The sequence below is a fragment of the Clostridium sp. JNZ X4-2 genome, assembly GCF_054889485.1.
In genome coordinates this window covers 230,493-254,712 of the sequence record NZ_CM142685.1, presented here as the reverse complement: position 1 = coordinate 254,712, position 24,220 = coordinate 230,493, and the positions used below count along the sequence as shown (strand labels likewise).

Sequence of the window (24,220 nt, the reverse complement as noted above, 5' to 3'; positions counted from 1 at the left end):
CCATTATGCTTTCACTCTGAATCCCTTAGAGGCAGAAACAGCCCTGCCTATGGTAATTATCTTGCCGGTTATACAATTTCTACAGTTTGCAGGAGTATCACCAGTACAGATCTTGCCTGGATAAAGAGCGTAGAGTTTTCTGTATACACCTTCTGTTACATTCGGCATTACTGCATTGGCTCCACTTTGAAGAGCTATACTCCTTCCCCTGGGGTTCAGGGTTTCCATAGCTGTAGTGGCCGGGATATTGATATTGGGCATTAATAATCTGCTTATTGCCACTACCTTAAGACTGGTTAAAAAATCCCCTCCCCTTTCATTCTTTAAAGGTGTATCTTCATTTGGAATAAAGGGTCCTACTCCCACCATATCTGCATCTATATCTTTAAAAAACAATATGTCGTCTGCCAGTGATTCAAAACTCTGACCCGGAAGTCCAATCAAGCATCCCGTTCCAACTTCATATCCCAAAGCCTTAAGATCCCTCAGACAGCGTTTTCTGTTTTCATGACTCATGCCCGGATCCATTTTTGCATACAATGCAGGATCAGTTGTCTCTATCCGTATTAAATATCTGTCTGCTCCAGCCTCTTTGAAGGCCTTATACTCCTCAAACGTCTTTTCTCCTATGCTCAAGGTTACCGCCACATCCATTTTCTTTATATCTGATATTATATATTTTAATCTATCCACTGTATAGTAATCGTCTTCTCCAGATTGCATGACTATGGTTTTATAACCATAACCCACTGCTTTTTTGGCCAGCTTGATTATTTCATCCGGTAGTATTCTGTATCTCTTAATTTTCTTATTATCACGTCTTAATCCACAATACATGCAATTTCTCTTGCATATATTAGAAAACTCTATTAACCCCCTTAAATGGACCTCATCTCCCACATATTTTTTCCTCACCCTGTCTGCTGCTTTAAAAAGTTCCCTATTGCATTCATCGTTTTTAAATAACTCGGTTATTTCACTTTTAGTAAGCGAATGATTAAATTCAGTTTTTTTAATCAGCGAAATTAAATTATTCATAATGTCTTAACCTCCTTTTATAAAAACATTTGAACAGACCACAATTATATAATCAGCCAATGGAAGAAATCTTATATACATGCAGCTCATGCAGCGCCCTTGTAGCAACTATATATTTTAATGTATCTTCCTCATGACTGTAAGAAGTGTCTATCATTATAACAGCATCAAATTCCAGCCCCTTGGCAAAATAACTTGGAAGTATAACTTCTCCACTGGAATAAATCATATCTTCTCCGTTGATTAATTTTATGTACATGGTTTTTTTTATTAAATTGCTTAAAATTTCTGTGTCTTTTAAGTTTTTGCAGATTACAGCAATACTTTCATAGCCTTTTTCCTTTAATTCTACCATATCTTTCAATATCCTATCCACAAGTTTATTTAAACTGCTTATCTGTTCTTCTACAACTTCTGTGCCGCTTCTTATCAAAGATATGACTTTACCGCTTTTTAAATACTGGTTTGCATAATTATTTATTTCATTGGTAGATCTATAGCTTCTGCCCAGCGAAAAATTTTTCACCTTTAAATCCGAAAAAATATTATTCAAATTCATCATGGCAGGTCTTTCATCTGAAGGTATAATTCTCTGATTCACATCTCCTACTACAGTAAAAGAATTACAGCCAGTAAGTTCTTTTATAACCTTAAACTGCAGCGGGGAATAATCCTGAGCTTCATCTATGACTATATGCTTTATTTTATCTTTATATTTTGTTCCGTCTAATTTCATTTTCAAATACAAAATAGCCGCTAAATCCTCCTGAATCAATTCCCTGTTTTTATTAAAGTCACTGTATATTGACATTATATCCGGCTCTTTCAGCCACTTTAATTTATTCCCTTTTATTTTTACAACTTCTTTTATAACTTCTTCTATTTCATTTCTTTTTTTGTATTCTAAATTTGTCTGATGAGAATTTAATTCTTCTTCTGTCATACTCTCAAGCTTATTCCTGTATTTTTTTTGTATATGTCTTACTAAAAGATTTCTTTCATCTTTTATCCTTGAATATATGACCTTTTTCAATCTTATGCTTCTTTTAAACAGCGGCATCTCCTTAAAGTAATATTTAAGCATTTTCTCCATTTCCTCTTTAGTCACTATTATTTTGTCATAGAATAGTACATCCTCTGCCACAAAATAATTTTTCTCTATGCTGCTGATTAGTTTATCTATATCAGCTGCATATCTTAAAGAATTTTTATAAATTATTTCATGGATGAACTGCTCATCTCCACTTAAGATATTTTCCATGTACTCCCTCAGATCCATCATATCCGGTAAGTTCAGAATACCACGGGCAAATTCACTAAATGTAAGCTGAGTAACTTCTTCTTCCCCCAAGCTGGGCAATACCAAAGAAATATAATCCATGAATATGCTATTGGGTCCTAATATAAGCACCTTTCCCTGGAGTAACTTTCTGTAATTATATAACAAGTAAGCTACCCTATGCAATGCCACAGTGGTCTTTCCGCTGCCAGCTATGCCATTTACTACAACAGCCCCTTCCCTGGGCTGCCTTATTAAAGCATCCTGCTCCTTCTGTATAGTCATCACTATGTCTTTCAATTTTTCACCGGCATTTTTACTTAACACCATCTGTAATATTTCATCTTTTACATCCATATTGGAATCAAACATTCCAATAAGGTTTGACTTTTTTATAATAAACTGCCTTTTACCAAGTATATCTGCCTCTATTGTTCCCATAGGTGATTTATAGCTAGCCCGCCCCAAGCTTCCTGAATAGAACAAACTGCACACAGGAGATCTCCAATCCACTATGACAGGCTCATAATCTTCTCTATTGCTCATTCCGAATCTGCCTATATATATTTTTTCCCTGCCATACTCATCTTCAAAAATTATTTTTCCAAAATAAGGCGAATCCTTCAGTATAGTAAGTTCTTTTATGCTCTTGTTTACCAATCTAAATTGCTCTTCTTTTGTATATATTTCATGATCAAAATACTCAATGAGCTTATCTTCATCATCTTCATATTGTTCCAGATTCTTTTTCCTCAAATCCAAAATATAATCAATAACTTCTTTTCTAAGCTTTATACTATCTATCATATATGTATTTATCTCATTCAGTACTTTTCTTAACTTTTCTCCTTCAAGGTTTAATTGAACTTCTCTATCTGGCTCACCTTTTAAATCACCTTTCCACATATTCATATCTCCACCCTATACATTATCAGAATCTGAAGTCAAAACTCCTGTACTAGGAGATCCTGCTCCTTTTTTTTCATTATAATCTTTTATCATGCTCATAAATTCATACCCCATTAAGGTTTCTTTCTCTATAAGCCTTTTAGATATGTTCACAAGCAGTTCTATATTATCCTGAAGAATTTTTTTAGACTTTTCATGGGATTTTCTTATTATCTTTAAAGTTTCTTCATCAATAATTGAAGCTGTTTCCGCACTGCAGTTTTGAACCGGTCTTCCATCCAAATATCTGTTTTGAATGGACTCAAGTGCCATCATATCAAACCTATCTGACATTCCATAAATTGTTACCATGCTTCTGGCAGTCTGGGTAGCTCTTTCAATATCATTGGCCGCACCTGTAGATATACTGTTAAACTTCACTTCTTCCGCAGATCTCCCGCCAAGCATGACGCATATCTGATCCATCATCTCATCCTTTGTATTTAAATATTTTTCCTCTTCAGGCAGCTGCATGGTATATCCTAATGCCCCCATGGTCCTGGGAACTATAGTTATTTTATGAACAGGATCCGTATGCTTCAAAAGAGCTGCTACAAGTGCATGACCTACTTCGTGAAAAGCCACCTGCTGTTTTTCTCCAGGAGAAAGTATTCTATCTTTCTTTTCCTTACCGGCTATAATTACCTCTACAGCTTCTTCCAAATCCTCCTGCCTTACTTGAGATCTGTGATTTTTAACAGCTCTCAATGCCGCTTCATTTATTATATTGGCCAAATCTGCACCTACAGCTCCTGGAGTGGATTTCGCTATTTCATTTAAATCCACATCCGGTGAAACTTTTACACCCTTTATGTGTACTTTTAAAATATCTTCCCTTCCCTTTAAGTCAGGTCTATCCACTATAACCCTTCTATCAAATCTTCCAGGTCTCAAAAGAGCCTTATCCAAAACCTCCGGTCTATTTGTAGCTGCCAGTATAACTACTCCCTTAGAAGAATCAAACCCATCCATTTCCGCCAAAAGCTGATTCAAGGTCTGCTCTCTTTCGTCATTTCCCGATATATTTCCATCTCTGCTTTTTCCAATAGCATCTATTTCATCTATAAATACTATACAAGGAGCTTTTTCTTGAGCTTGCTGAAACAAGTCCCTTACTCTTGCAGCACCCATTCCTACAAACATTTCCACAAATGCAGAACCTGATATTGAGAAAAAAGGCACTTTAGCTTCACCAGCCACTGCTTTTGCAAGAAGAGTCTTCCCTGTACCGGGAGGTCCCACAAGAAGAGCTCCCTTAGGAAGTCTGGCACCTATGTCCACATACCTCTGGGAATTATGTAAAAAATCTACAATTTCCATCAAGGATTCCTTTGCCTCTTCCTGCCCTGCTACATCGTTGAAATTCACACCAGTTTCATTTTCCGCATATATCTTGGCAGTATTTTTACCAAAAGACATTACTCCGCTGCCCATTTTCTTATTTAATTTTCCTAAAAACAGCTGAAGCAAAAATGCAATTATTATAAACGGCAAAACCCAATTTGTAAAAAATCCTTTTAGTACAGTATTTTCCTGCGGTATTCCTCCATATTGAATTTTAGCACTATTTAACTTTTTAACTAAATCAGGATCTTCTATTCTTTCTGTATAAAGAACTTTTCCTTTATCTTCTATGTCCTGAGATTTGGGAATTATAATCAGTTTATCCTTACTTACCTGCACTTCAGAAATCTTATTCTGATTAATATCATTCATGAAGTCACTGTATTTTATATGCTGGGATTTAACCCCGTTAATATACTCATTGGCTATGAATATAATCATAGCTGCCAATAATGCATAATAAATAAGATATTTCCACTTGTTCTTATTAAATTTTTTGTTGTTAAACATATTATAGCCTCCACTTTATTTCAGCTTATAGTTCTACTTATATTATAACAATAAATGTACCATTTTCTAATAATATTTACAAAATATTTTCAAAGTTATTTTTAACCAATAGTCCAATCAATATAATTATATATAAAAATACCGTCAAAATCATTTATTAATAATAAATTTGACAGTATTTTTAATCATAATCAGCATTGATATTCAAATCATATTTTCACTCACTGAAATAAATGAATGATGCAAAAATTACTATTTCCGCATTGTTCCCAATTTACCATCATATGGATTTAATATGCTTTACCCCAATAAACTAGTTTATCCGCTTTCTTTCCACAACATACACAAGTATCTGAAATATGTTCCTGCTCAAACGGAATACACCTTGAAGTTGCTCCAGTAACCTCCCTGATTTTTTCTTCACATTTAGGATCTCCACACCACATAGCCCTGACAAAACCAGTCTTATTTTCCTCTATATCCTTAAATTCATCCATGTTTAGGGCATCATGGGTATTATTGTCCCTAAAGGATTTTGCCTTTTCAAACATTGCATCATGAATTTTGTCCAGAAGATCCGTTACTTCATTTTCCAAATTGTCCATGGACACTACTGTCTTTTCTCCAGTATCCCTTCTTGCCAATATCACCTGATTTTTTTCAATATCTTTTGGTCCTACTTCAAGTCTGACGGGAACGCCCTTCATTTCATACTCGCTGAATTTCCAGCCTGGTGTCTTGTCACTGTCATCAATTTTCACCCTTAAAGACTTTGACAGTATATTCTTTAATTCATTTGCCTTTTCAAGCACTCCAGCTTTATGCTGTGCTATAGGTACTATAATGACTTGTATTGGAGCTATTCTAGGCGGCATTACCATGCCGTTGTCATCTCCATGTACCATTATTATAGCTCCTATCAATCTTGTTGTTACAGCCCAGGTAGTATAATGCACATACTGCTGTTTACCTTCCTTGTCAGAATACTGGATTCCAAATGCCCTGGCAAAATTTTCACCAAGATAGTGGGATGTTCCCGCCTGGAGAGCCTTTCCGTCATGCATCAGGCTTTCAATAGTATAAGTATCTACAGCACCTGCAAATTTTTCGCTCTCGGTTTTTTTACCCTGAATTACCGGCATGGCCAAGACATCTTTACACAATTTGGAATACAAATCCAATATATATCTGGTTTCCTCCTCAGCTTCTTTTCTAGTGGCATGTATTGTATGACCTTCCTGCCACAAAAATTCTGCTGTTCTCAAAAATGGTCTGGTGGTCTTTTCCCACCTTATTACAGAGCACCACTGATTATAGAGTTTCGGCAAATCCTTATATGAGTGAATGATTTTAGCAAAATGATCGCAAAATAAAGTTTCTGAAGTCGGCCTGACACACAATCTTTCTGTAAGCTCTTCATTTCCTCCTTCAGTTACCCATGCAACTTCCGGTGCAAATCCTTCAACATGCTCTTTTTCCTTTTCCAGCAAATGTTCTGGAATAAATATAGGCATATATACATTTTCATGCCCTGTTTCCTTTATTTTCGTATCCACATATTTCTGAATACCCTCCCAAATTGCATATCCATAAGGACGTATTATCATGCATCCTCTTACACTTGAATAATCTGCCAGCTCTGCTTTTTTCACAATATCAGTATACCATTGTGCAAAATCTTCACTTCTGGATGTTATCTGTTCTACTAATTTTTTATCCAATTTAACTACCTCCAATATCTAATAAAACTTTAACTTAATTTGTAAAATATATTTTAAATATAAAAAAACCTCTAATCCCCAAAAAAGGGACCGAGGTTATATTTCGGTGGTACCACCCTGATTAATATATTTAAATATAAAACATACTCACTTCACTTGCGATTTTAACGGCAGTTGCCGCTGTATCCTACTGTTATTCGGTACAGAACTCCAAGGCAGGTTCAGCATATTCTTTTGGAAACTTCCACCTGCCGTCCCCTCTCTTAAAAAGAATGTTCTGCTTACTAATCCTCTTCTTTGAATTTTAAATATTTAATTAAACTATCATAACTTATTTTATATAATAGAATATAAACTATTTATTGTCAATAGATTTTGCCATTATTTTTAAAATAAAACTTAAAATCCGAAATACAAAAAATCAACGGGAAAATGCCAATATGGTTCTTATGATATCCTCTATCCTGTTCTTGATTAAATCAGGTGTATATTTCATGGAATCCTCCAGACACATGGGCTTATCCACAATGCTGAACAATGAGGTTACTCCTATGTCATATAAATCCTTATAATTTTTTCCAAGGCCGCCGGACAATATGATTACAGGTTTGTCGTACTTTTTCGCCAGCTTGGCAACACCAGAAGGTGCTTTCCCAAAAGAAGTTTGAAAATCAGTGTTTCCCTCTCCTGTTATAATCAAATTGCTGTTTTTAATTTTATCCTCCATATTTGTAATGTCTATTACAATATCTATTCCATTTTTTAATTCTGCATTTAGGAACACAATAAGTGCAAATCCCAGGCCCCCGGCTGCACCTGCACCTGGAACTTCAGATAAATCTTTATTAAAAATATCTTTTACGACATTTGAATAATGCCTTAAATTATCATCCAGCACTTTAACCATTTCAGGGGTGGCATTTTTTTGGGGTCCATATACAGCTGAAGCTCCATTTTCACCACACAGTGGATTATTTACATCAGAAGCTACAGTGAATTGGCTTTCATAAATTCTCTTATCCAATTTATTCAAATCGATTTTTACCAGATTATTAAGATTTCCGCCGCCATAGCAAAGTTCATTATCTTGCTGATCTAAAAATCTTACACCTAACGCCTGAAGCATTCCTGCCCCGCCATCGTTTGTAGCACTGCCGCCAATTCCGATTATAAATCTTCTGCATCCTCTATCTAAAGCATTTTTTATAAGCTGGCCAGTACCAAAGGACGTAGTTATAAGCGGATTTCGTTTATCCTCGGGAATAAGATATAACCCTGAAGCTGAAGCCATTTCTATAATTGCCGTACCGCCCTTTAAAATTCCATAATGGGCTTCCACCTTTTCTCCCAGCGGTCCTGTAACATATTCAGTATACTCTTTACCTTCTTCAGATGTAATAATTGCATCTACAGTTCCTTCTCCTCCATCTGCAATGGGAACTTCAATTATTTCCGCATTAGGTGCTGCTCTAAGTATACCTTCCTTAAGTGCAGTACATACATTTTTTGATGACAAGCTACCTTTAAATGAATCTGGCGCAAGAAGTATTTTCAATTTTATTACCTCCTATTATTTAACTAATAGTGCATTAAAGTACATATTAATAATACATTGAAAACCTTTATATGAAAAGCATATCTAAATAAAATATGAATTTTTTATTTAGCTTCAGATGCCTTACTTCTGCTGGCCTTAATTCCCATGGAGACAATAGCTGTAATTATTAAAAATATTCCTAAAACAATGAAACCCAGATATCCACCAAACTTTCCCTGAATCCATCCTACAATATATGGTCCGAGAAAACCTCCCAAATTTCCAAGGGCGTTGATTAGTCCCATAGCTGCTGCTGCCAGTTCCGGTCTCAATATATCTGTAGGTATTGCCCAAAATGGACCATAAGGTGCATACACTCCTATAGCTGATATAACTAAAAATATCATTTTCGTAACTGCCGTATGTGCTAAATACTGTCCTCCAATAAGTCCAAAAGCGCCAATCAGAAGTGGTATGGCAACATGTATTTCTCTTTGCCTTCTTTTATCAGACAGAGATGAATTGAATGCCATTGCTATCATTGCAAAAATAAATGGTATAGCACTTATAAGTCCAACCAAAGAAGAACTAAGTCCTTTAAAGTCCTTTATAACACTTGGAACCCACATAGTATATCCATAAAAACCTGACATCCAGAAGAAATATGCAACAAGCAGCCAGATTACAGTTGGATTTTTAAAAGCCGAGCCATATCCAGTTCCCTTAGGTTTATTCTCATTTTCTTTTGCAATTGTATCTTCAACATATTTTCTCTCTTCTGGTGATACCCATTTAGAAACAGCTGGACTGTCCTCAATTGAAAACCACCATACAAATCCCCATATAAGAGGCAGCATTCCTTCAATTAAAAACACTATACGCCAGCTAGTTATTGATAACAACCAGCCTGTAATAGGTGCCATGATAACAGCGGATAATGGCATATTGATCATCCAGAAGGCATTTGCACGAGCTCTTTCTCCTGATGGAAACCACTTTGCAAGAAGAACCAAAACCGATGGCCATACACCACCCTCAAAAACTCCCAGCAACAATCTCAATACAAAAAGCTGTGTTTTGCTTTGAACCAGGCTAGTACACATAGCTGCCACACTCCAAAGCATAATAAGTATAAATACAACTTTTTTGGCACTCCACCTATCTGCCAATATGGCAGCCGGTATTTGCAATACCATGTACCCTACAAAAAATATTCCTGCAGCTATACCAATATCTGCACTTGACAGATTAAATGACTTGTCTATATACGGCAGTATCATGGATACATTGATTCTATCCATATAAGCTGTCATATACATTACAAATGCCACTGGTATAATTCTGACCCATCTTTTTGATGATGACTCCATTTTTATATCAACTCCTTTTTTATTTGTATACTTCTGCATATTTATAAGCTAATTTAATTGCCTCTTCCATGCTGACGGAGCTCACAATATTTTTTCCTGCAATATCAAAAGCTGTACCGTGATCCACAGATGTCCTTATAAATGGCAGTCCTACAGTCACAGAAATTGTCCTCTCAAAATCCACCATCTTGGTAGCTATATGGCCCTGATCATGGTATAGTGATATTACCGCATCATAACCGCCGTTTAATGCTATATGAAATACGGAATCAGCTCCTATAGGCCCTGATATATTTATGCCCTGTTTTTTTGCATCTTCTACAGCAGGTACTATTTCGTCCACTTCTTCCCATCCAAATAATCCATGTTCTCCGCCATGAGGATTTAAACCTGCAATTACAATTCTGGAATCTTTTAATCCCAGCCTGTTAAGTCCCTCATTACATTTTAAAATATATTTATACACTCTTTCCCTCTTTATAGATTCCACAGCTTCTGCCAGGGACACATGCCTGGTCAAGAAAAACACTCTTAGATTGCGTACTTGAAACATAGTCATAGGATCATCAGTGTTTGTAAGACCCGCCAATATTTCAGTATGACCTATATAATTTATATCTGCAGCCTTCAAGGCCTCTTTATTTATAGGTGTGGTGGCTATGGCGTCCACCTCATGAGCTTGTGCAAGTTCCACAGATTTTTTTATAAACTCAAAAGCTGCCCTGCCTGCCTTTGCCTGTATTTTACCAAATTCTATCCTATCTGAATCCACATTGTTTAAATCTATTAAATCAATAGTCCCAAATTCAAATCTTGCTTCTTTAACACTGTCTATTACATTGATCTCCAGTTCTATGCCTGTTAACTTTAATGCTCTCCTTATGGCTTTCAGTTCACCTACCAACAAAGGCTTTGTATTTTCATAAATAAATTTTTTATTAAGGGATTTCACTGCTATTTCAGGTCCGACTCCTGCTATATCTCCTATTGGTACTGCTATAATCTTTTTACTCATCTCTGCTACCTCTTTCAATATTTTTTTCTATAGCTGACATTATAAAAGCCATAGATGCTTCATCTCCGATTAATCCTCCCTTAGTCAATACATGTAATCCATGAAATTGGCCCCCTATTATCTTTCCATAAACCGCAAGGGGTATTATTTCCTCTATTATCTCCATTGCAATGGAATTTATGTTTTTTAAAAATCCCTGAGCTGTATCACCCCCACTTAAATACACCAATTTAATATTAAAGTCTTTCATATCTAAAATTGCCCTAGCTATCCTATTGAGCCTGTCAGATATAATATTGGATACATCCAGACTTATGCCGCTCTCTATCTCAGCTTTTATGAGAGAAGTGGTGATGCATATGTATTTATAATTTTCACAGCCTTTTTGCATATAATCCAAAGCCTTTTTAAGTTCATCTTCAAAATCATTTATTAAATTATCCACATTTACATTATAAATCAACACTTCCCTGTGTTCTTTAAAATATTTCAGCTGCTTTCTGGTCAGTTCTGTAATACTTCCTATAACCATCAATGATCTGTAGGGTGAGGGTTTAATTGATTTTAATCTATTTATAGAAAGATAAGAAGTAAAAGGTCCCGGATCTACACAAACCACTTTTTCTTTCAAAGATGTGCAGGCATCTGCTATAACCATGATATCCTCATTGGATACTGCATCTATCACAATTATTCTGCTGCAATCCTTTTCTATTTCTCCCCTTAAAAATTCAGCACCTTTTAAAACATTCTCCAGTGGTATATATCCAATAGATTTTTTGCTTTGGGATTTTATAATACTTATCACATTGGATGATTTCACGGGAGTCTTAACGTCACTGGAAACATTAGTCTTTTCCAGTGGTATTCCATTCACCAGGATGTATCCTCCCAAACATATTCTCCCTGAGGAAGGATAAGAAGCCACAACTATAGCCTTATACTCCGGCCCCAGTTCATCCAGTACAGCATCTATTTCACTTCCTACATTTCCCCTAAGGGTACTGTCTATTCTTTTACTTATTAATTTTACATCCTTTTTAAACCTGCCGGTTATATCCTTTACCAAAGCATAAGAATACTGACTTTCCTTATCTCTGGTATCAGTATTTACACAAAATACGTCCTTATCATAATGAAATTTTTCTATATCATTACAGCTTAAAAATGAAACAGCCTCAAACCCTCCTTCATCCTTCAGCAGCACTCCTGTATCGTTTGCACCTGTAAAATCATCAGCTATCACTAAAACACTCGGCATATAAAAACCTCCTTAAATCAAACAAAATACAATTTTGTTTCAAACCTTTCCAAATCTTTTTTTATATTATCCTTTAATTTTATATCACTTATCAAGATACTCACTTCGTCTATACTGCAAACCTTTGAAAAAGAAGTTTTGTTGAATTTGCTATGATCTGCCAAAAGTACGGATTTATTGGCATTATTCATCATCAATCTTTTTAAGTAAGCCTTTTCAGCAGTTGGTGTAGAAACAGCATAATTGCTATTCACCGATGTAACTCCTATGAATGCATAATCCACATTAAAAGATTGTATTAATAATTCTGCATGTCTTCCAATTAAAGCCCCCACTTTTCCCTGGACTATACCTCCTGTGCAAAACAGCCTGATATTAGTATACTTAAATAATTCCATTACTATTTTAATGTCATTGGTAATTACAGTAATATCCTCCATTGTCTTTATATTCTTAGCCACCTCAAGACAAGTAGTTCCTGCATCCAGTATCAATGACTGCCCTTCCTTTATAAGTTCTGCCGCCCTTTTGCCTATTCTCTCCTTTTCATTTTTATTTATGACTTCTTTATCTATATAAGGTACTTCATAACTTATGATGTCTTTGTACACCGCTCCGCCATGAGTTCTCAGCAGAAGTTTTTTATCCTCCAGTAATTCCAGATCCCTGCGTATTGTCATTTTTGATACCTTCAATTTATCTGCCAGTATATCCACTTCTGCCCTGCCATGTTTTTTTAAGATATCCACTATTTTACTACGTCTTTCTTCAGGCAACATCATTTGTCCTCCATGTTTAAAACGAACATATTTTTTGTTCATTTATGTTTATATCTGTTATATTCTATAAATAATTTAAAATTCCTTCTTTATTATAAAAATGTTTTTATAAAAATACTTGCAGGAATCAATTATATAAAAAACCACATACTAAAATCAGGAGGTAACCTTATATGAGATTAAAAAATTTAATTACGGCAATTATCCTGATTTTTTTAAGCAATTTATTTGTTACAGATGTAAGTGCTTTTTCAAGTCATTCCTACTATATAAAGAACTCCAAAATGCCAAAATATCTTTACGTAATACGGCAAAACAGCCTGAGTCCTGCTGAAAATACCATGATAACTACTCTCCAGGGAGTTATATCAAATAAATCCGATTTTCAAATATATACTTTGAATAAAAATCAGCCGGACTATAAAATATGGCTGGAGGATCTGAAAGAAAATTATGGGGTAAATTACAGCATGGTGGAGGATCCCTGGTACCTGCTGAATAAATTCAAAAGCTTTGTAAAAGGCTATGTACTCTATGATAATTTCTCCAAAAAAGATCCTTCCATAAACAATGCCTGTTCTCTTGCAGCTTTAAAAGATTCCATAGCTGTAGACAAATCCCTGGAAACCAAAGTCAAGAATAACGGCATAAAAATGCAGCAGGACTGTAGAAATACCGACAAATACTGGGCATATAACAACCTGTGGAATAAGGGGCTGAACCATTCCACAGTAATTGAGCTGTCTCCAAATAGAGATGCCGCTCTCAGAGACTACGGTATAATGAGCAAATCCCTGGTATTCTACGAAGATGACCCAAAAGACTTTTCTCTAAGGAATAAGGTTTTTGGATCTATGAGTAAAGACTCCACCTGCCTTGGATGGGGCCCTGACGAAGGGGGAAACATAAGTGCAGCTTCCAGAAATGGAGTGAGCGTGGTTCCGGCAGACTGGTCCTACAACTTGACAGTATTAAGTGCCTTCCCCTCTTCTCCTTTAATTCAAAAAAATAGATTGAAATCCATAAAAAACTCAGCCCCCAAAAACACCCATTATGTTACCTTTATAATGTCAGACGGAGACAATCAGCAGTGGAATCTTGGAAGTAATTTTGGCTCTTCCAAATGGTATGGTTCAGCTGAAAGAGGCAGTTTCAACATGGGCTTCAGTATAAGTCCATCCTTGTACGAACTGGCACCCACTGTACTTAAAATGTATTATAAAAGTGCCTCTCCAAACACCTTCAGGGATTACTTTATTGTATCCCCTTCCGGCAATGGATACATGTATCCAAGTGAATTCAAACCGGATTCACTAACTCCCTATTTAAAAAGATTAAACAGTTACATGAAAGATGTGGATCAAAAATACGTATCTGTCTTAGACAACTGGTCATTTTACAATAAAGATCTGTGGGATAAATACACCGCCTATCCAAATATTCAAGGTATATTTTATCTCAATTACAACAGGCAGGATGATTACAAGGGTAAAATAATATGGAGTAACGGCAAACCTGTAGTATCCTGCAGAGATTTACTCTGGTCAGGAATAGGAGAAAATGGTGATTTAATAAATAAAATAAATGGATATGTAAAGGATGGCTATACAGATACAAGTACGCCTTACGCCTATACCTTTGTATACGTGCATGCCTGGAGCAAAAGCATGAGTGACATAGATGAAGTTGTAAAGCAGCTGAACAAGAATCCTGCTGTAAAAGTGGTGTCACCGGATACCTTCATGGAGCTAATAGTGGAAAATGTAAATCACGTATAAAAGTCTTGTTGTGTAAAATACCAGCTACAAAAAATAGCTGGTATTTTTATTGGTTGTATATTTAGATAACATTTATCCGAACGCTGCCATTGATATAAAGTTAAAAGAACAAATATTAAATATCAAATAATGAGGACTTTCAGTCAAGACCGAAAATCAACCGAATTTAATACTTTATATTTGAACTTTTATATTCCTATATAGGCGGAGTAAGCATTCCTTATAAGTAAACTCCATCTGAACCTAAGAATACTTGATTACTTTGACAGCGAACTTTCTAAACTTTCGGAAAGTACCTTTTCTCCTCCCAACAATAAACCATCTTTTATTCCCACATTATTGCCTAAAAATGTTTCTATTCCTGAAATATTATACGATGGAGTGAGTAAGGTTATCGAAGGTGTCTTATCTGCTATAATACTTCCAGAGATTGCATCTGGGTAATCATCCCCATTTACTATGATAGCATTGGTTGCACCATCTTTGAATTCTTCTGCTATAGAATTTGAAGTATCAAACCTTGTAGTACCACCCAGCCTTTTTATATTATTCTTATTTCCCACTTGTGAGGCTATATTGTTTTCTTGTTCGGTACTGACTGAACCAGTACCTCCAAGAATATAAACCTTTGATGGCTTATTCTTCGTTAGATAATCACTGAGATAGCTAGATTCCTCGTTATCTCTTGTAAGGAATATCCTGTATCCCCTTGAAGATGCTATAGGAGATGCTGAAAGTGCATCTGGAAAGTTTTCCCCACTTGCTATAAATATTGGGTCTGTAGTCGGAGTAGTTATAGCTCCTTCTATCTTGCTGGCTGTTTCATACCTATCATTACCGCCATATCTTGTTATATTTGAAGAGCTTACGCCATTGGCAATAAACCAATTTTTAAAGCTGTCAGGTACTACAGCACTGCCACCAAGTATAGTTACTTTTCCATTACCCGCCAAATGGCTCTCTATATAATTTAAAACGTCTTGACTATCTTCGTATCCACCTACTAGTAGTATTGGTGCTTTTAACTGTCTTGCTAAAGGTGCTCCTGCAAGTGCATCTGCGTAGTTATATCCGTTTGCTACTATTATATTATTTGCCTTATTCTTGCCTAAATAATTATCCGCTATTTTCATTGCAGTTTCTTTTCTATCCAATCCAGCTAAACGTGATACATTTATACCCTTAAAATTAGTAGGAGTAGTTGGATCAGATGGCTGCGTAGGAGTAGTTTCATCCTTTCGATTCCCAAAATCATCGTATTTACTTGAATCATAAGTAGCATTGCTGAAGTTGACTGGTTCATCGCCTGTTATTGGTCCATAATGCACAAATCCACTGTCCTCATTAGTAGTTCCTATATGGACTGTCCTACCTTTAGTATCAAGTAAGTCAGAATAAACCACCACATATCCATTGGCATCTGGCTTTAGTTTTGCATTACTTCTGCCCTTATTTACATAATTTCCGTTATTATCTGCCCCCACGTTAGGGTCAATAAACGGTTTTGGGTTCATTAAGTCTCCCCAGTTTGTTGTATATCTCTTTAAATATGGATTTAGTTCATTATCCGATGTTGCGGAAGGAACTGCATCTGCATACTGTATCAAACTATGCTCAGCACCACCAAATATGCAATGGGAGTAGATTCTTTCTATTGCTCCTGTTTCTGCTACATATATCTTACGTACTTCTACAAACTTGTCTTCTTTAAGTTCTCCATTGAGCCAGCTATAGTGATATATCTTCCCATCTACGTTTAATTTAGTCATATCTAATCCTATATATCCACTTCCATCTGGCTGTAAAACATCGGCAGGCATTTCTACTTTATATGGCGAAGCCATAAGTTCCTCATAGGTTGATGACTCCGACATTCTGGCTGATGCGGTAACACCCTCTCCAACAAGACCTGTGTCCGTCTGCAAAGGCTCTTTCTGTACCTTATTTCCGTCTTGTATGCTACCATCGTATGCGTATACTTTATTAGTTAAATTACCTACAGCTGTATACTGTGGTGCTACAATCGGTGTAACTAATATTCCTAACGTTAGCAGTAAACTAACTATCTTTTTCTTATTCACTCTATCTTTTGCTCCTTTTTTAAAGTTTCCACTTTCATCATTTTCCATATGGTAACACTTTATTAACAGTTTGTCCACTTATCTCAGATTATGGGAAAATACATTTTTTATATAATGCAGACATAAAATGAAACTTTTGATAAATTCACCCGAACGCTATTATTATTAATACTCCCAACTTCTTAAAATTGGAGATAAATACTTCTATGTACTTGGATAAGACGATCCTGATGGATAATTAGCAATATTTAAATATATTGGACAATGGCCTGTATATCAGATATACTATAAAAAATAATTTTTTTAAGTGCTGTAATTAATACAGGCATTAATCCGAATGCATGGCAGTGAAAAAAGAAATATTATATGTTTTATATCTATATTATTAAATATATTTTTCATATTTTCTGGTATATTTACAATTTATAAAAATCATAGAATTGAGATTTTGCAAACAGTAGTTTTATTGCCGATTACTTGCTGGAAATAACACTTAAATTGACTACTAAACTTATTATACAAAGGGGAGGATATATATGATAGATTTAAAATCTTTAAGTAAAAAAGGAATAGTTATGGTTTCCCTAGCCGCCATTGTTGGCGTTGGATACATTTCCTTTTCCAATTATAATAAAGTTCACAGTCCTAAAGTTGTAACTGTTACAGGTAACGTCTATAATTCTGAAGTTAAAAAACCAGAATGGATAACAAAAAATGCAGATTTGATTGTTATTGGTCAAGTTGCAGGTAAAGATTCTCCAGTTAAAGTTAAAGCAAATACAAAAGATGCTGATGATGTTGTTTATACAGATACTAACATAAAGATATTGAAAATTTTAAAGAATAAACAAAATGAAGATATAAAAGCAGGTGACAAAATATCTGTCAGAACACTTGGCGGAACAGTTGATAATCTAGTAGTTCACACCGACACTGATAATCTGCTTCCCGATACTGGTACAGTATTGTTGTATTTATCAGATATATCACATTATCCTTCTATTCCCCAAACTGCTTCTGATAAACCATTATACTCCATGGTTGGTGAAATTAATGGAGCTTTTAATATACAACAAAAAACAAGTGATGGAAAAGAGTTGAATTTAGATAATATATCAGAAAATTCATCTGAAACTTTAGATAGTACTATTATTTTAAAAAGATCTGCTGTACAAGATGAGTTCAAACTCAGTGACTTAGAGAAGATTATTAAATAAAAGGCCTCTCAGCCAAGTAATTGCCTGGAGACCTTTCCTTATTTTTTACCTGAAAATATTTTACTTGCTTTATCAGCTTCCGCTGGTTTTAAGCCACTGTGACCAGGTGGTATTAAAATCATCCTTGTTTTCCCTTGTGTATTTATAAAATTTCTTTATGAATTCAGATCTTTCCGAAGAAAAACTGCCAGGTTTATATGAAGGTTTAAGAAGATTCTTGCCTCCCAGTAAAACCTGCCTTTCCATTATATCTTCCAGACTGACATCTTTTGAATTTTTCATCATGTCATACATGGTCATAAAGGTAGTGGTCCTTCCGATTCCGGCCTTGCAATGAAAATGATACCAGGTATCCTTAGGCATTTTTTTAACTTCCTTTATAAAATAATCCACCATCTCATCCGAAGGTCTTTCATTGTCCGTGACCGGTATCCTGATATAGCTCATGCCATTTTCCTCTACAAGTTCTTTCTCACTTTGGACTTTAGTTGGAATTATCTCTTTTCCATCAACATCCATTTCTTCATTTAACTCAATACCCTTAAGTTTTCTACTTTCATCTTTTAGGACTTCATCTCTGCTAAATCCCTTATTTGCCTTATTATTGTCTTCACCTACCCAGCTCACTGCCAGATTATTTATGAATCCGTGGGATTCCTGCCTTAAATCAACTACAGCTATAGGCACATCACCTATCTGCTCTTTCATCATTTTTATATTATTGCCAGTAAATTGTGCACTTCCTGAAGCATTTAATGAGGATAATCCTTTTAAATTCACATCTTTCTTTTCTATATTATCTGTGGTTTTCCTAAATCTCTTAGGCATCTTAGCTTTTTTCTTTGAATCTATCTTAAGATGGGACTCACTATTCTGGGTATTGAAAACTTCTTTAGAATGTACTGCAGATATTCCTATAATCCCTATGAATGATATAAAAAATACTGCACAGATAAACATACTTATCAATTTGCTAAATTTTTTATTCATAATATTTCACCTCTCTTTTATGATTTCATATATATCTTTTCAATTTTACTTAAATATTATTACTGAATTTAATTGCAAAAAGATGTATATTATATTGACTGGTGCAAAAGATAAAATATATCTTTTATTTTAAAAGTCAAGGAGGATATTTTTATGACTAAAGCAGGTATGAGAAGACCGGATCCAAAGCAGCCTCACGGAACTGAAAGCAATAAAAAAATGAAAATCAAGAAAAACGCAGAAAAACCTGTATCAGAAATCCAGGGTAAAGCTAAAACCGGAAACAAAGATGCAGGATTAATTTAGAGGTGATAAAAAATGCCAAAAGACAGTCAACCCGATAATAAACAAGCCCGAATGAAAAAGTGCAAGGGCAATACACCCCCTACTGAAGAGGCAAAAAATCATAATAAGACCAGAAAAAAACACTCAGCAAAATAAATGATCTCGGGTGGAATTATTTTTTAAAAAGTACAGGAGGGAAAAATCAATTATACTTTTCTTCCTGTATTTCTGTATTCAGAATCTGCTCTACTATTAAATCAGATATTATGTCCTCAACCTTTTCAAGACCCAGACAGCTTCCTTACCAGGCCATTGCTTATGGCCGCAGCATTCCTTTCTTCCGCAGCATACGGCAAATAAGTCATGGAGGCAGTATATTCTTTTAATATTTGGTAACATAAGGTACATATACCTATGCACAAAAAGTTTATAATATAATTAAGAAATACAAGGAGGTAAAATGTATGAGTAATTTAATAAAAAATATAGAATTTTCCAAGATAATAAACTTAAAAGATCTGGTATCATATGAGGAAGGCCAGGTTATAAGCAGAACTCTTGCCCAGACGCCCAATGCAAATATTACCTTGTTTTCCCTTGATAAAGATGAAGGCATAAGTTCCCATGTAACTCCAGGAGATGCCATGGTTCAAATACTGGACGGCAAAGCTGAGATAACAATAGGCGGCCATACTTTTACCCTAAAGGAGGGCCAGACTATAGTAATGCCTGCCAATGTTCCCCATGCACTTCAAGCCTGTGAAAAATTCAAGATGATTCTGACAGTGATAAAAGGTTGATTGTTCCAGAATAAAAGTCATCATTACTTTGATGACTTTTATCTTTTACAAGGATTTTCTCTTTAAAATTTTAATCACCTCAAAAAATCCTTCTGCATAAATTGTTAATATACTCATTTTATGCGGAGGTCACATATGAATATCATACTAACAAACCTACATTATATTTATATTATCTTTATTCTAATAATAATTATAGCCATGGCATTGAAGCGGGACATATCACTTATATGTATAATTGGAATTTTCACACTGGGAATACTTGCAACCAGCTCTATACCTAAATCCATTATGGGAGTTTTCAACAGCCTTGTTTATGCCACCAAGGAACTCATGCCCACTATTTTCATAATATCCATAATAACTGCAATGAGCAATGTATTAGTGGTCGTAGGGATAAATAGGGAATTAGTATCACCCTTTAAGAGAATAATGAAATCCTATTGGATGTGTTACTGGATTATAGGTATTGTAATGATGGCATTATCCTGGTTTTTCTGGCCTTCTCCTGCTGTAGCCCTTATAGGAGCATTATTTTTGCCTATAGCAAAAAAGGTAGGTCTCCCGCCTATAGGTGCTGCAGTAGCTATGAATTTATTTGGTCACGGTATAGCCCTGTCCAGTGATTTTATAATACAGGCAGCCCCGAAACTTACAGCTGATGCAGCGGGAATAAAGGTCTCAAGCGTTGTATCTGCAAGTATACCTTTAACTGTAGTAATGGGTGTAGTCACTACGATGATAGCTTTTTATATGCTGAAAAGAGACATGAAAAATGGAAATATAGATATGAGTTTTCAAAAAGAAGAAATAGCTGCACAGGAAGAAAAGGATACTATTGTCATACCAAATTTTCTAAGAAAATTCTTGACTATTTTAACAATATTAATATTTTTATTGGACATAGTAATCATGTATACATGTAAACTTCAAGGAGGAGATGCTACAGCTCTAATAGGCGGAACTGCCGTATTTATTTTAAGCTTGATTTCAATCATAGCCTATGGTAAAAGGTGCCTGGAGAAAATTACGACTCATATTGTAGACGGACTTATATTCGGATTTAAAATATTTGGCATAGTCATTCCCATAGCAGCCTTCTTTTACCTGGGAGACTCAGCTTTTACTGAAATATTCGGTAAGGTACTGCCTCCATCCTCCCATGGCATAGTTAATGATCTGGGCATAGCTTTCTCAAATATTGCACCTGCCAATCCGCTGCTTGCATCTGGAACCTTAACTGCAGTAGGGGCCATAACAGGACTGGATGGATCCGGCTTTTCAGGAATACCTCTGGTAGGCTCCATTGCCAAATTATTTTCCACGGCACTAGGCAGCGGCGTGTCCACATTAACGGCCATGGGCCAAATAGCAGGCATATGGATTGGTGGTGGGACTGTAATACCCTGGGCCGTAATACCTGTTGCAGCCATATGTAAAGTAAATCCATTTGAACTTGCAAAGAGAAACCTGATACCAGTCATAATAGGTCTGCTTGTAACTACCATATTTGCATCATTTTTAATATAATAGGGGATAAAATGTTTTTTACAAAAATATATAGTTATACTCCAAGGGCCTTGGAGCCACTTTCAAGGTCCACTCTCTTTTACCAAATTAGCAATTTCTTCTAGTTGACTTATTAAATAATAGATGATATAATTTAATACTGCATCAGCTTATTGCTGTATGTATAAATTAATATATCTTATAACTCGGGGGCGCAATTGGTTTCGACGGGGATGAGATGTGTTTGAGAAGCGAGTCGAGGGAACCTGTGGGCCCGCGTTAAAAAACTATAGGATTAAATTTAAACGCAAACAATAACGAAAATTTAGCTTTAGCAGCGTAGTCTGCTAGCCGTCAGCCTGGAATTCCCGCGATCCAGTGCCTGGCGTCGACAGCGGGGTACCGAGTCCAGCAAAGCTTTGACCTGGAAACGGAATTTATGAAGCTACTAAATTCAGAAGCCTGTCCTTAGGCGTCTGAAAGAGGGAATGTTAAACTAAGGACTGCACTCGGAGATGCTCAAATGTTTCCATTTTCGGACAGGGGTTCGATTCCCCTCGCCTCCACCAATTAAGTCCACAATTGATATAAGAAAATATAGACATAATATACATAAATAAAAACATAACTCCAGCTTAATTTGAGCTGGAGTTTCTACTTATTAAGCAGTAAAAAAATAAAACCCCGGGCCAAATACATGACCTGGGATTAAAATTATTCTAGGGCTGTGCAGGAACTGCTGCAGTAACTGCATTAGTATCAACTCACTTTAATGTTTTTGATAGTTAAGCCAAGCTTAATTCGATTGTTTCAATGAGCTCCTTAGATCATCTTCCGGAGTACTAATAGGCTTTATTTCAAAAGTATCTACTAGATATTGCAGCACGTTGGGGGATATAAAAGCTGGTAAACTTGGTCCTAAATATATTCCTTTTATTCCAAGTGACAACAATGCTAATAAATCAGCAACAGCTTTTTGCTCATACCAAGAAAGTACAATTGTTAATGGTAATGAATTTACATCTGTTTCAAAGGCATCCGCAAGCCCTGTTGCTATTCTAACTGCTGAATATGCATCATTACACTGTCCTACATCCAATAGCCTTGGCAATCCAGCTACTGTTCCAAAATCTAATTTATTGAATCTGTACTTACCGCAGGCTAAGGTAAGAATTATGCAGTCTTCTGGAACCATTTTAGCAAAATCAGTATAGTAACTTCTTCCTGGCCTTGCTCCATCACAACCGCCTATCAAGAAGAAATGTCTTATCTTTCCTTCCTTAACTGCATTGACTATAGTTTCTGCATTGGATAATACTGCATTATGCCCAAATCCCACCAGTATTTCTTTTTCTTCTTCATCTTCTTTAAATCCACCCAATTCTAATGCCTTATTTATTATTTCACTGAAGTCCTTGGCTCCATCCTCTAAAACATCTATATGCTTTACTCCATCCCATCCTACAACATTTGTTGAAAATATTCTGTCTTTATATGTTTCTCTTGGTCTCATTAGACAGTTAGTAGTCATTAAGATGCATCCTGGTATATTATCAAATTCTTTTTGCTGATTTTGCCATGCAGAACCAAAATTGCCTGCTAAATGTTTGTATTTTTTTAATTCCGGATATCCATGTGACGGCAGCATTTCCCCATGAGTATATATATTAATCTGCTTTCCTTCTGTTTGCTCTAAAAGCATTTCTAAATCTCTCAAGTCATGACCAGATACTATAATAAACGGACCTTTTTTAATATTAACATTCACTTTATGAGGTGAAGGATTTTTATATGTAGAAGTATTGGCTTTGTCTAAAGTCTGCATCACCTGCACTGCCATATCTCCAACCCTCATGGTCATACGTATCATATCCTCAAGAGTTAAATTATCATTTGTGGTAGACTCAAGCCCCAAGAAATAAATATTATCTACTTGTTTATTATTATATCCAAGGAACCTTGCCTGATGTCCATAGGCACTTATACCTTTTAATCCATATAGTATAGTTGATCTTAAGGAGCGAATGTCAGCATCAAGATTCTGATCATACATAATGCCTGCTTTTACTGAATCCTTCAGCATCTCTTCTTTTGTATCACTTAGATTATATGCAGCTGCATCTGGATACTGTCCTTCAGGAGCCTGCTCTCTTAAAATTTCTTTTATCTTCTGTGATTCCTTCAATAGTCTTACATGAACTTCGGCATCAAAGTTCACATTTGTTAATGTTGTAAATAAGCCATTCTCCACAATTTTTACTATTTCTTTATCAATAGTTTTTCCCCCTTCAATTAAAGGCTTTGCATAACAGGAAATTCCCTTTAATTGATATATTAATAAATCCTGTAAGTTTGCAATTTCTGGTGTTTTGCCACAAACTCCGCTTTTTGTACATCCCTTCCCTCCAGCTGTTTGTTCACATTGATAACAAAACATTGAATTTTCCATTTGTATCTCTCCTTTATAATAAAAACACTTTTTATTGTATTAGTGTTTCCACTCTCTGCCTAAATTATAGATACACCCCTATCAATACTGAGCCTTAAAATAATATCACTATTGAAAAACTTCAAAAAAACATAATTTTCATCACTTTTCTTAAAATAAAAAACGAAAATTACCCTGACTACTCTAATGTGAAATAAGATCTCACAGAAATGGCTGTATGGCGGTCCTGCGAATTTTATTGTTCCTAGAAAAGTTCTATTTTTTATGTTATACTAATAATAATTCTTACATAAGTATAAATTTTCATAC

17 protein-coding genes, 1 other RNA gene and 1 other annotated feature are annotated in these 24,220 nt (G+C 35.4%); of the genes, 6 read left to right on the top strand and 12 right to left on the bottom strand.

Features of this window, described 5'->3' with window-relative positions:
- Nucleotides 1-3: 3 nt before the first annotated feature.
- From hydE to ACYUJ6_RS01355, 9 genes are all read right to left on the bottom strand, one after another.
- Nucleotides 4-1,038 (bottom strand): [FeFe] hydrogenase H-cluster radical SAM maturase HydE, encoded by a 1,035-nt coding sequence (gene hydE / locus ACYUJ6_RS01395; RefSeq protein WP_461844113.1) that lies wholly within the window; start codon nt 1,036-1,038, stop codon nt 4-6.
- A 52-nt stretch (nt 1,039-1,090) separates the two neighbouring features.
- A complete protein-coding gene (locus ACYUJ6_RS01390) occupies nt 1,091-3,223 on the bottom strand; it encodes a HelD family protein (protein ID WP_461845408.1) in 2,133 nt (710 codons plus the stop codon).
- 15 nt (nt 3,224-3,238) lie between these two features.
- Nucleotides 3,239-5,119: an ATP-dependent zinc metalloprotease FtsH gene (gene ftsH / locus ACYUJ6_RS01385; protein WP_461844112.1), complete on the bottom strand. Its 1,881-nt coding sequence runs from the start codon at nt 5,117-5,119 to the stop codon at nt 3,239-3,241.
- Between the two features lie 290 nt (nt 5,120-5,409).
- Nucleotides 5,410-6,840: a proline--tRNA ligase gene (gene proS / locus ACYUJ6_RS01380; RefSeq protein ID WP_461844111.1), complete on the bottom strand. Its 1,431-nt coding sequence runs from the start codon at nt 6,838-6,840 to the stop codon at nt 5,410-5,412.
- Nucleotides 6,841-6,922: 82 nt separating this feature from the next.
- Nucleotides 6,923-7,147: a binding site (T-box leader), on the bottom strand.
- Between the two features lie 114 nt (nt 7,148-7,261).
- A complete protein-coding gene (locus ACYUJ6_RS01375) occupies nt 7,262-8,395 on the bottom strand; it encodes a glycerate kinase family protein (RefSeq protein ID WP_461844110.1) in 1,134 nt (377 codons plus the stop codon).
- Nucleotides 8,396-8,499: 104 nt separating this feature from the next.
- The gene (locus tag ACYUJ6_RS01370) at nt 8,500-9,747 is read right to left on the bottom strand and encodes an MFS transporter (protein WP_461844109.1); all 1,248 of its coding nucleotides are present in this window, start codon (nt 9,745-9,747) and stop codon (nt 8,500-8,502) included.
- Nucleotides 9,748-9,766: 19 nt separating this feature from the next.
- On the bottom strand, nt 9,767-10,762 hold the full coding sequence (gene pdxA / locus ACYUJ6_RS01365) for a 4-hydroxythreonine-4-phosphate dehydrogenase PdxA (protein WP_461844108.1): 996 nt from the start codon (nt 10,760-10,762) through the stop codon (nt 9,767-9,769).
- Entirely contained in the window at nt 10,755-12,023 is a 1,269-nt protein-coding gene (locus tag ACYUJ6_RS01360; protein ID WP_461844107.1) for a four-carbon acid sugar kinase family protein, read from the bottom strand. Before ACYUJ6_RS01360 ends, pdxA begins: the two co-directional genes overlap by 8 nt.
- Before the next feature lie 17 nt (nt 12,024-12,040).
- Nucleotides 12,041-12,802, bottom strand: a complete 762-nt coding sequence (locus ACYUJ6_RS01355; protein ID WP_461844106.1) for a DeoR/GlpR family DNA-binding transcription regulator — start codon at nt 12,800-12,802, stop codon at nt 12,041-12,043.
- A gap of 173 nt (nt 12,803-12,975) precedes the next feature.
- On the opposite strand from ACYUJ6_RS01355, the gene ACYUJ6_RS01350 reads away from it, so the two are divergent.
- Entirely contained in the window at nt 12,976-14,580 is a 1,605-nt protein-coding gene (locus tag ACYUJ6_RS01350; RefSeq protein WP_461844105.1) for a GxGYxYP domain-containing protein, read from the top strand.
- 257 nt (nt 14,581-14,837) lie between these two features.
- Here the strand turns inward: ACYUJ6_RS01350 and ACYUJ6_RS01345 are convergent, their stop codons facing one another.
- Nucleotides 14,838-16,709 (bottom strand): cell wall-binding repeat-containing protein, encoded by a 1,872-nt coding sequence (locus ACYUJ6_RS01345; RefSeq protein WP_461844104.1) that lies wholly within the window; start codon nt 16,707-16,709, stop codon nt 14,838-14,840.
- 488 nt (nt 16,710-17,197) lie between these two features.
- Here ACYUJ6_RS01345 and ACYUJ6_RS01340 point away from each other — a divergent pair, with 488 nt between their 5' ends.
- Entirely contained in the window at nt 17,198-17,878 is a 681-nt protein-coding gene (locus ACYUJ6_RS01340; protein WP_461844103.1) for a hypothetical protein, read from the top strand.
- Nucleotides 17,879-17,950: 72 nt separating this feature from the next.
- On the opposite strand, the gene ACYUJ6_RS01335 is transcribed toward ACYUJ6_RS01340, so the two are convergent.
- On the bottom strand, nt 17,951-18,868 hold the full coding sequence (locus ACYUJ6_RS01335) for a fused DSP-PTPase phosphatase/NAD kinase-like protein (RefSeq protein WP_461844102.1): 918 nt from the start codon (nt 18,866-18,868) through the stop codon (nt 17,951-17,953).
- A 153-nt stretch (nt 18,869-19,021) separates the two neighbouring features.
- On the opposite strand from ACYUJ6_RS01335, the gene ACYUJ6_RS01330 reads away from it, so the two are divergent.
- The 4 genes from ACYUJ6_RS01330 (at nt 19,022) to ssrA (ending at nt 22,031) form a co-directional block, all read left to right on the top strand.
- Complete coding sequence (locus tag ACYUJ6_RS01330; RefSeq protein ID WP_461844101.1) at nt 19,022-19,174, top strand: hypothetical protein; 153 nt, start codon at nt 19,022-19,024, stop codon at nt 19,172-19,174.
- 443 nt (nt 19,175-19,617) lie between these two features.
- The gene (locus tag ACYUJ6_RS01325) at nt 19,618-19,953 is read left to right on the top strand and encodes a cupin domain-containing protein (protein WP_461844100.1); all 336 of its coding nucleotides are present in this window, start codon (nt 19,618-19,620) and stop codon (nt 19,951-19,953) included.
- Between the two features lie 135 nt (nt 19,954-20,088).
- On the top strand, nt 20,089-21,483 hold the full coding sequence (locus tag ACYUJ6_RS01320) for a hypothetical protein (protein ID WP_461844099.1): 1,395 nt from the start codon (nt 20,089-20,091) through the stop codon (nt 21,481-21,483).
- A gap of 187 nt (nt 21,484-21,670) precedes the next feature.
- Nucleotides 21,671-22,031, top strand: a transfer-messenger RNA (tmRNA) gene (gene ssrA, locus ACYUJ6_RS01315).
- Between the two features lie 227 nt (nt 22,032-22,258).
- Here ssrA and hcp read toward each other — a convergent pair.
- Nucleotides 22,259-23,911: a hydroxylamine reductase gene (hcp, locus tag ACYUJ6_RS01310; RefSeq protein WP_461844098.1), complete on the bottom strand. Its 1,653-nt coding sequence runs from the start codon at nt 23,909-23,911 to the stop codon at nt 22,259-22,261.
- Between the last annotated feature and the right edge of the window lie 309 nt (nt 23,912-24,220).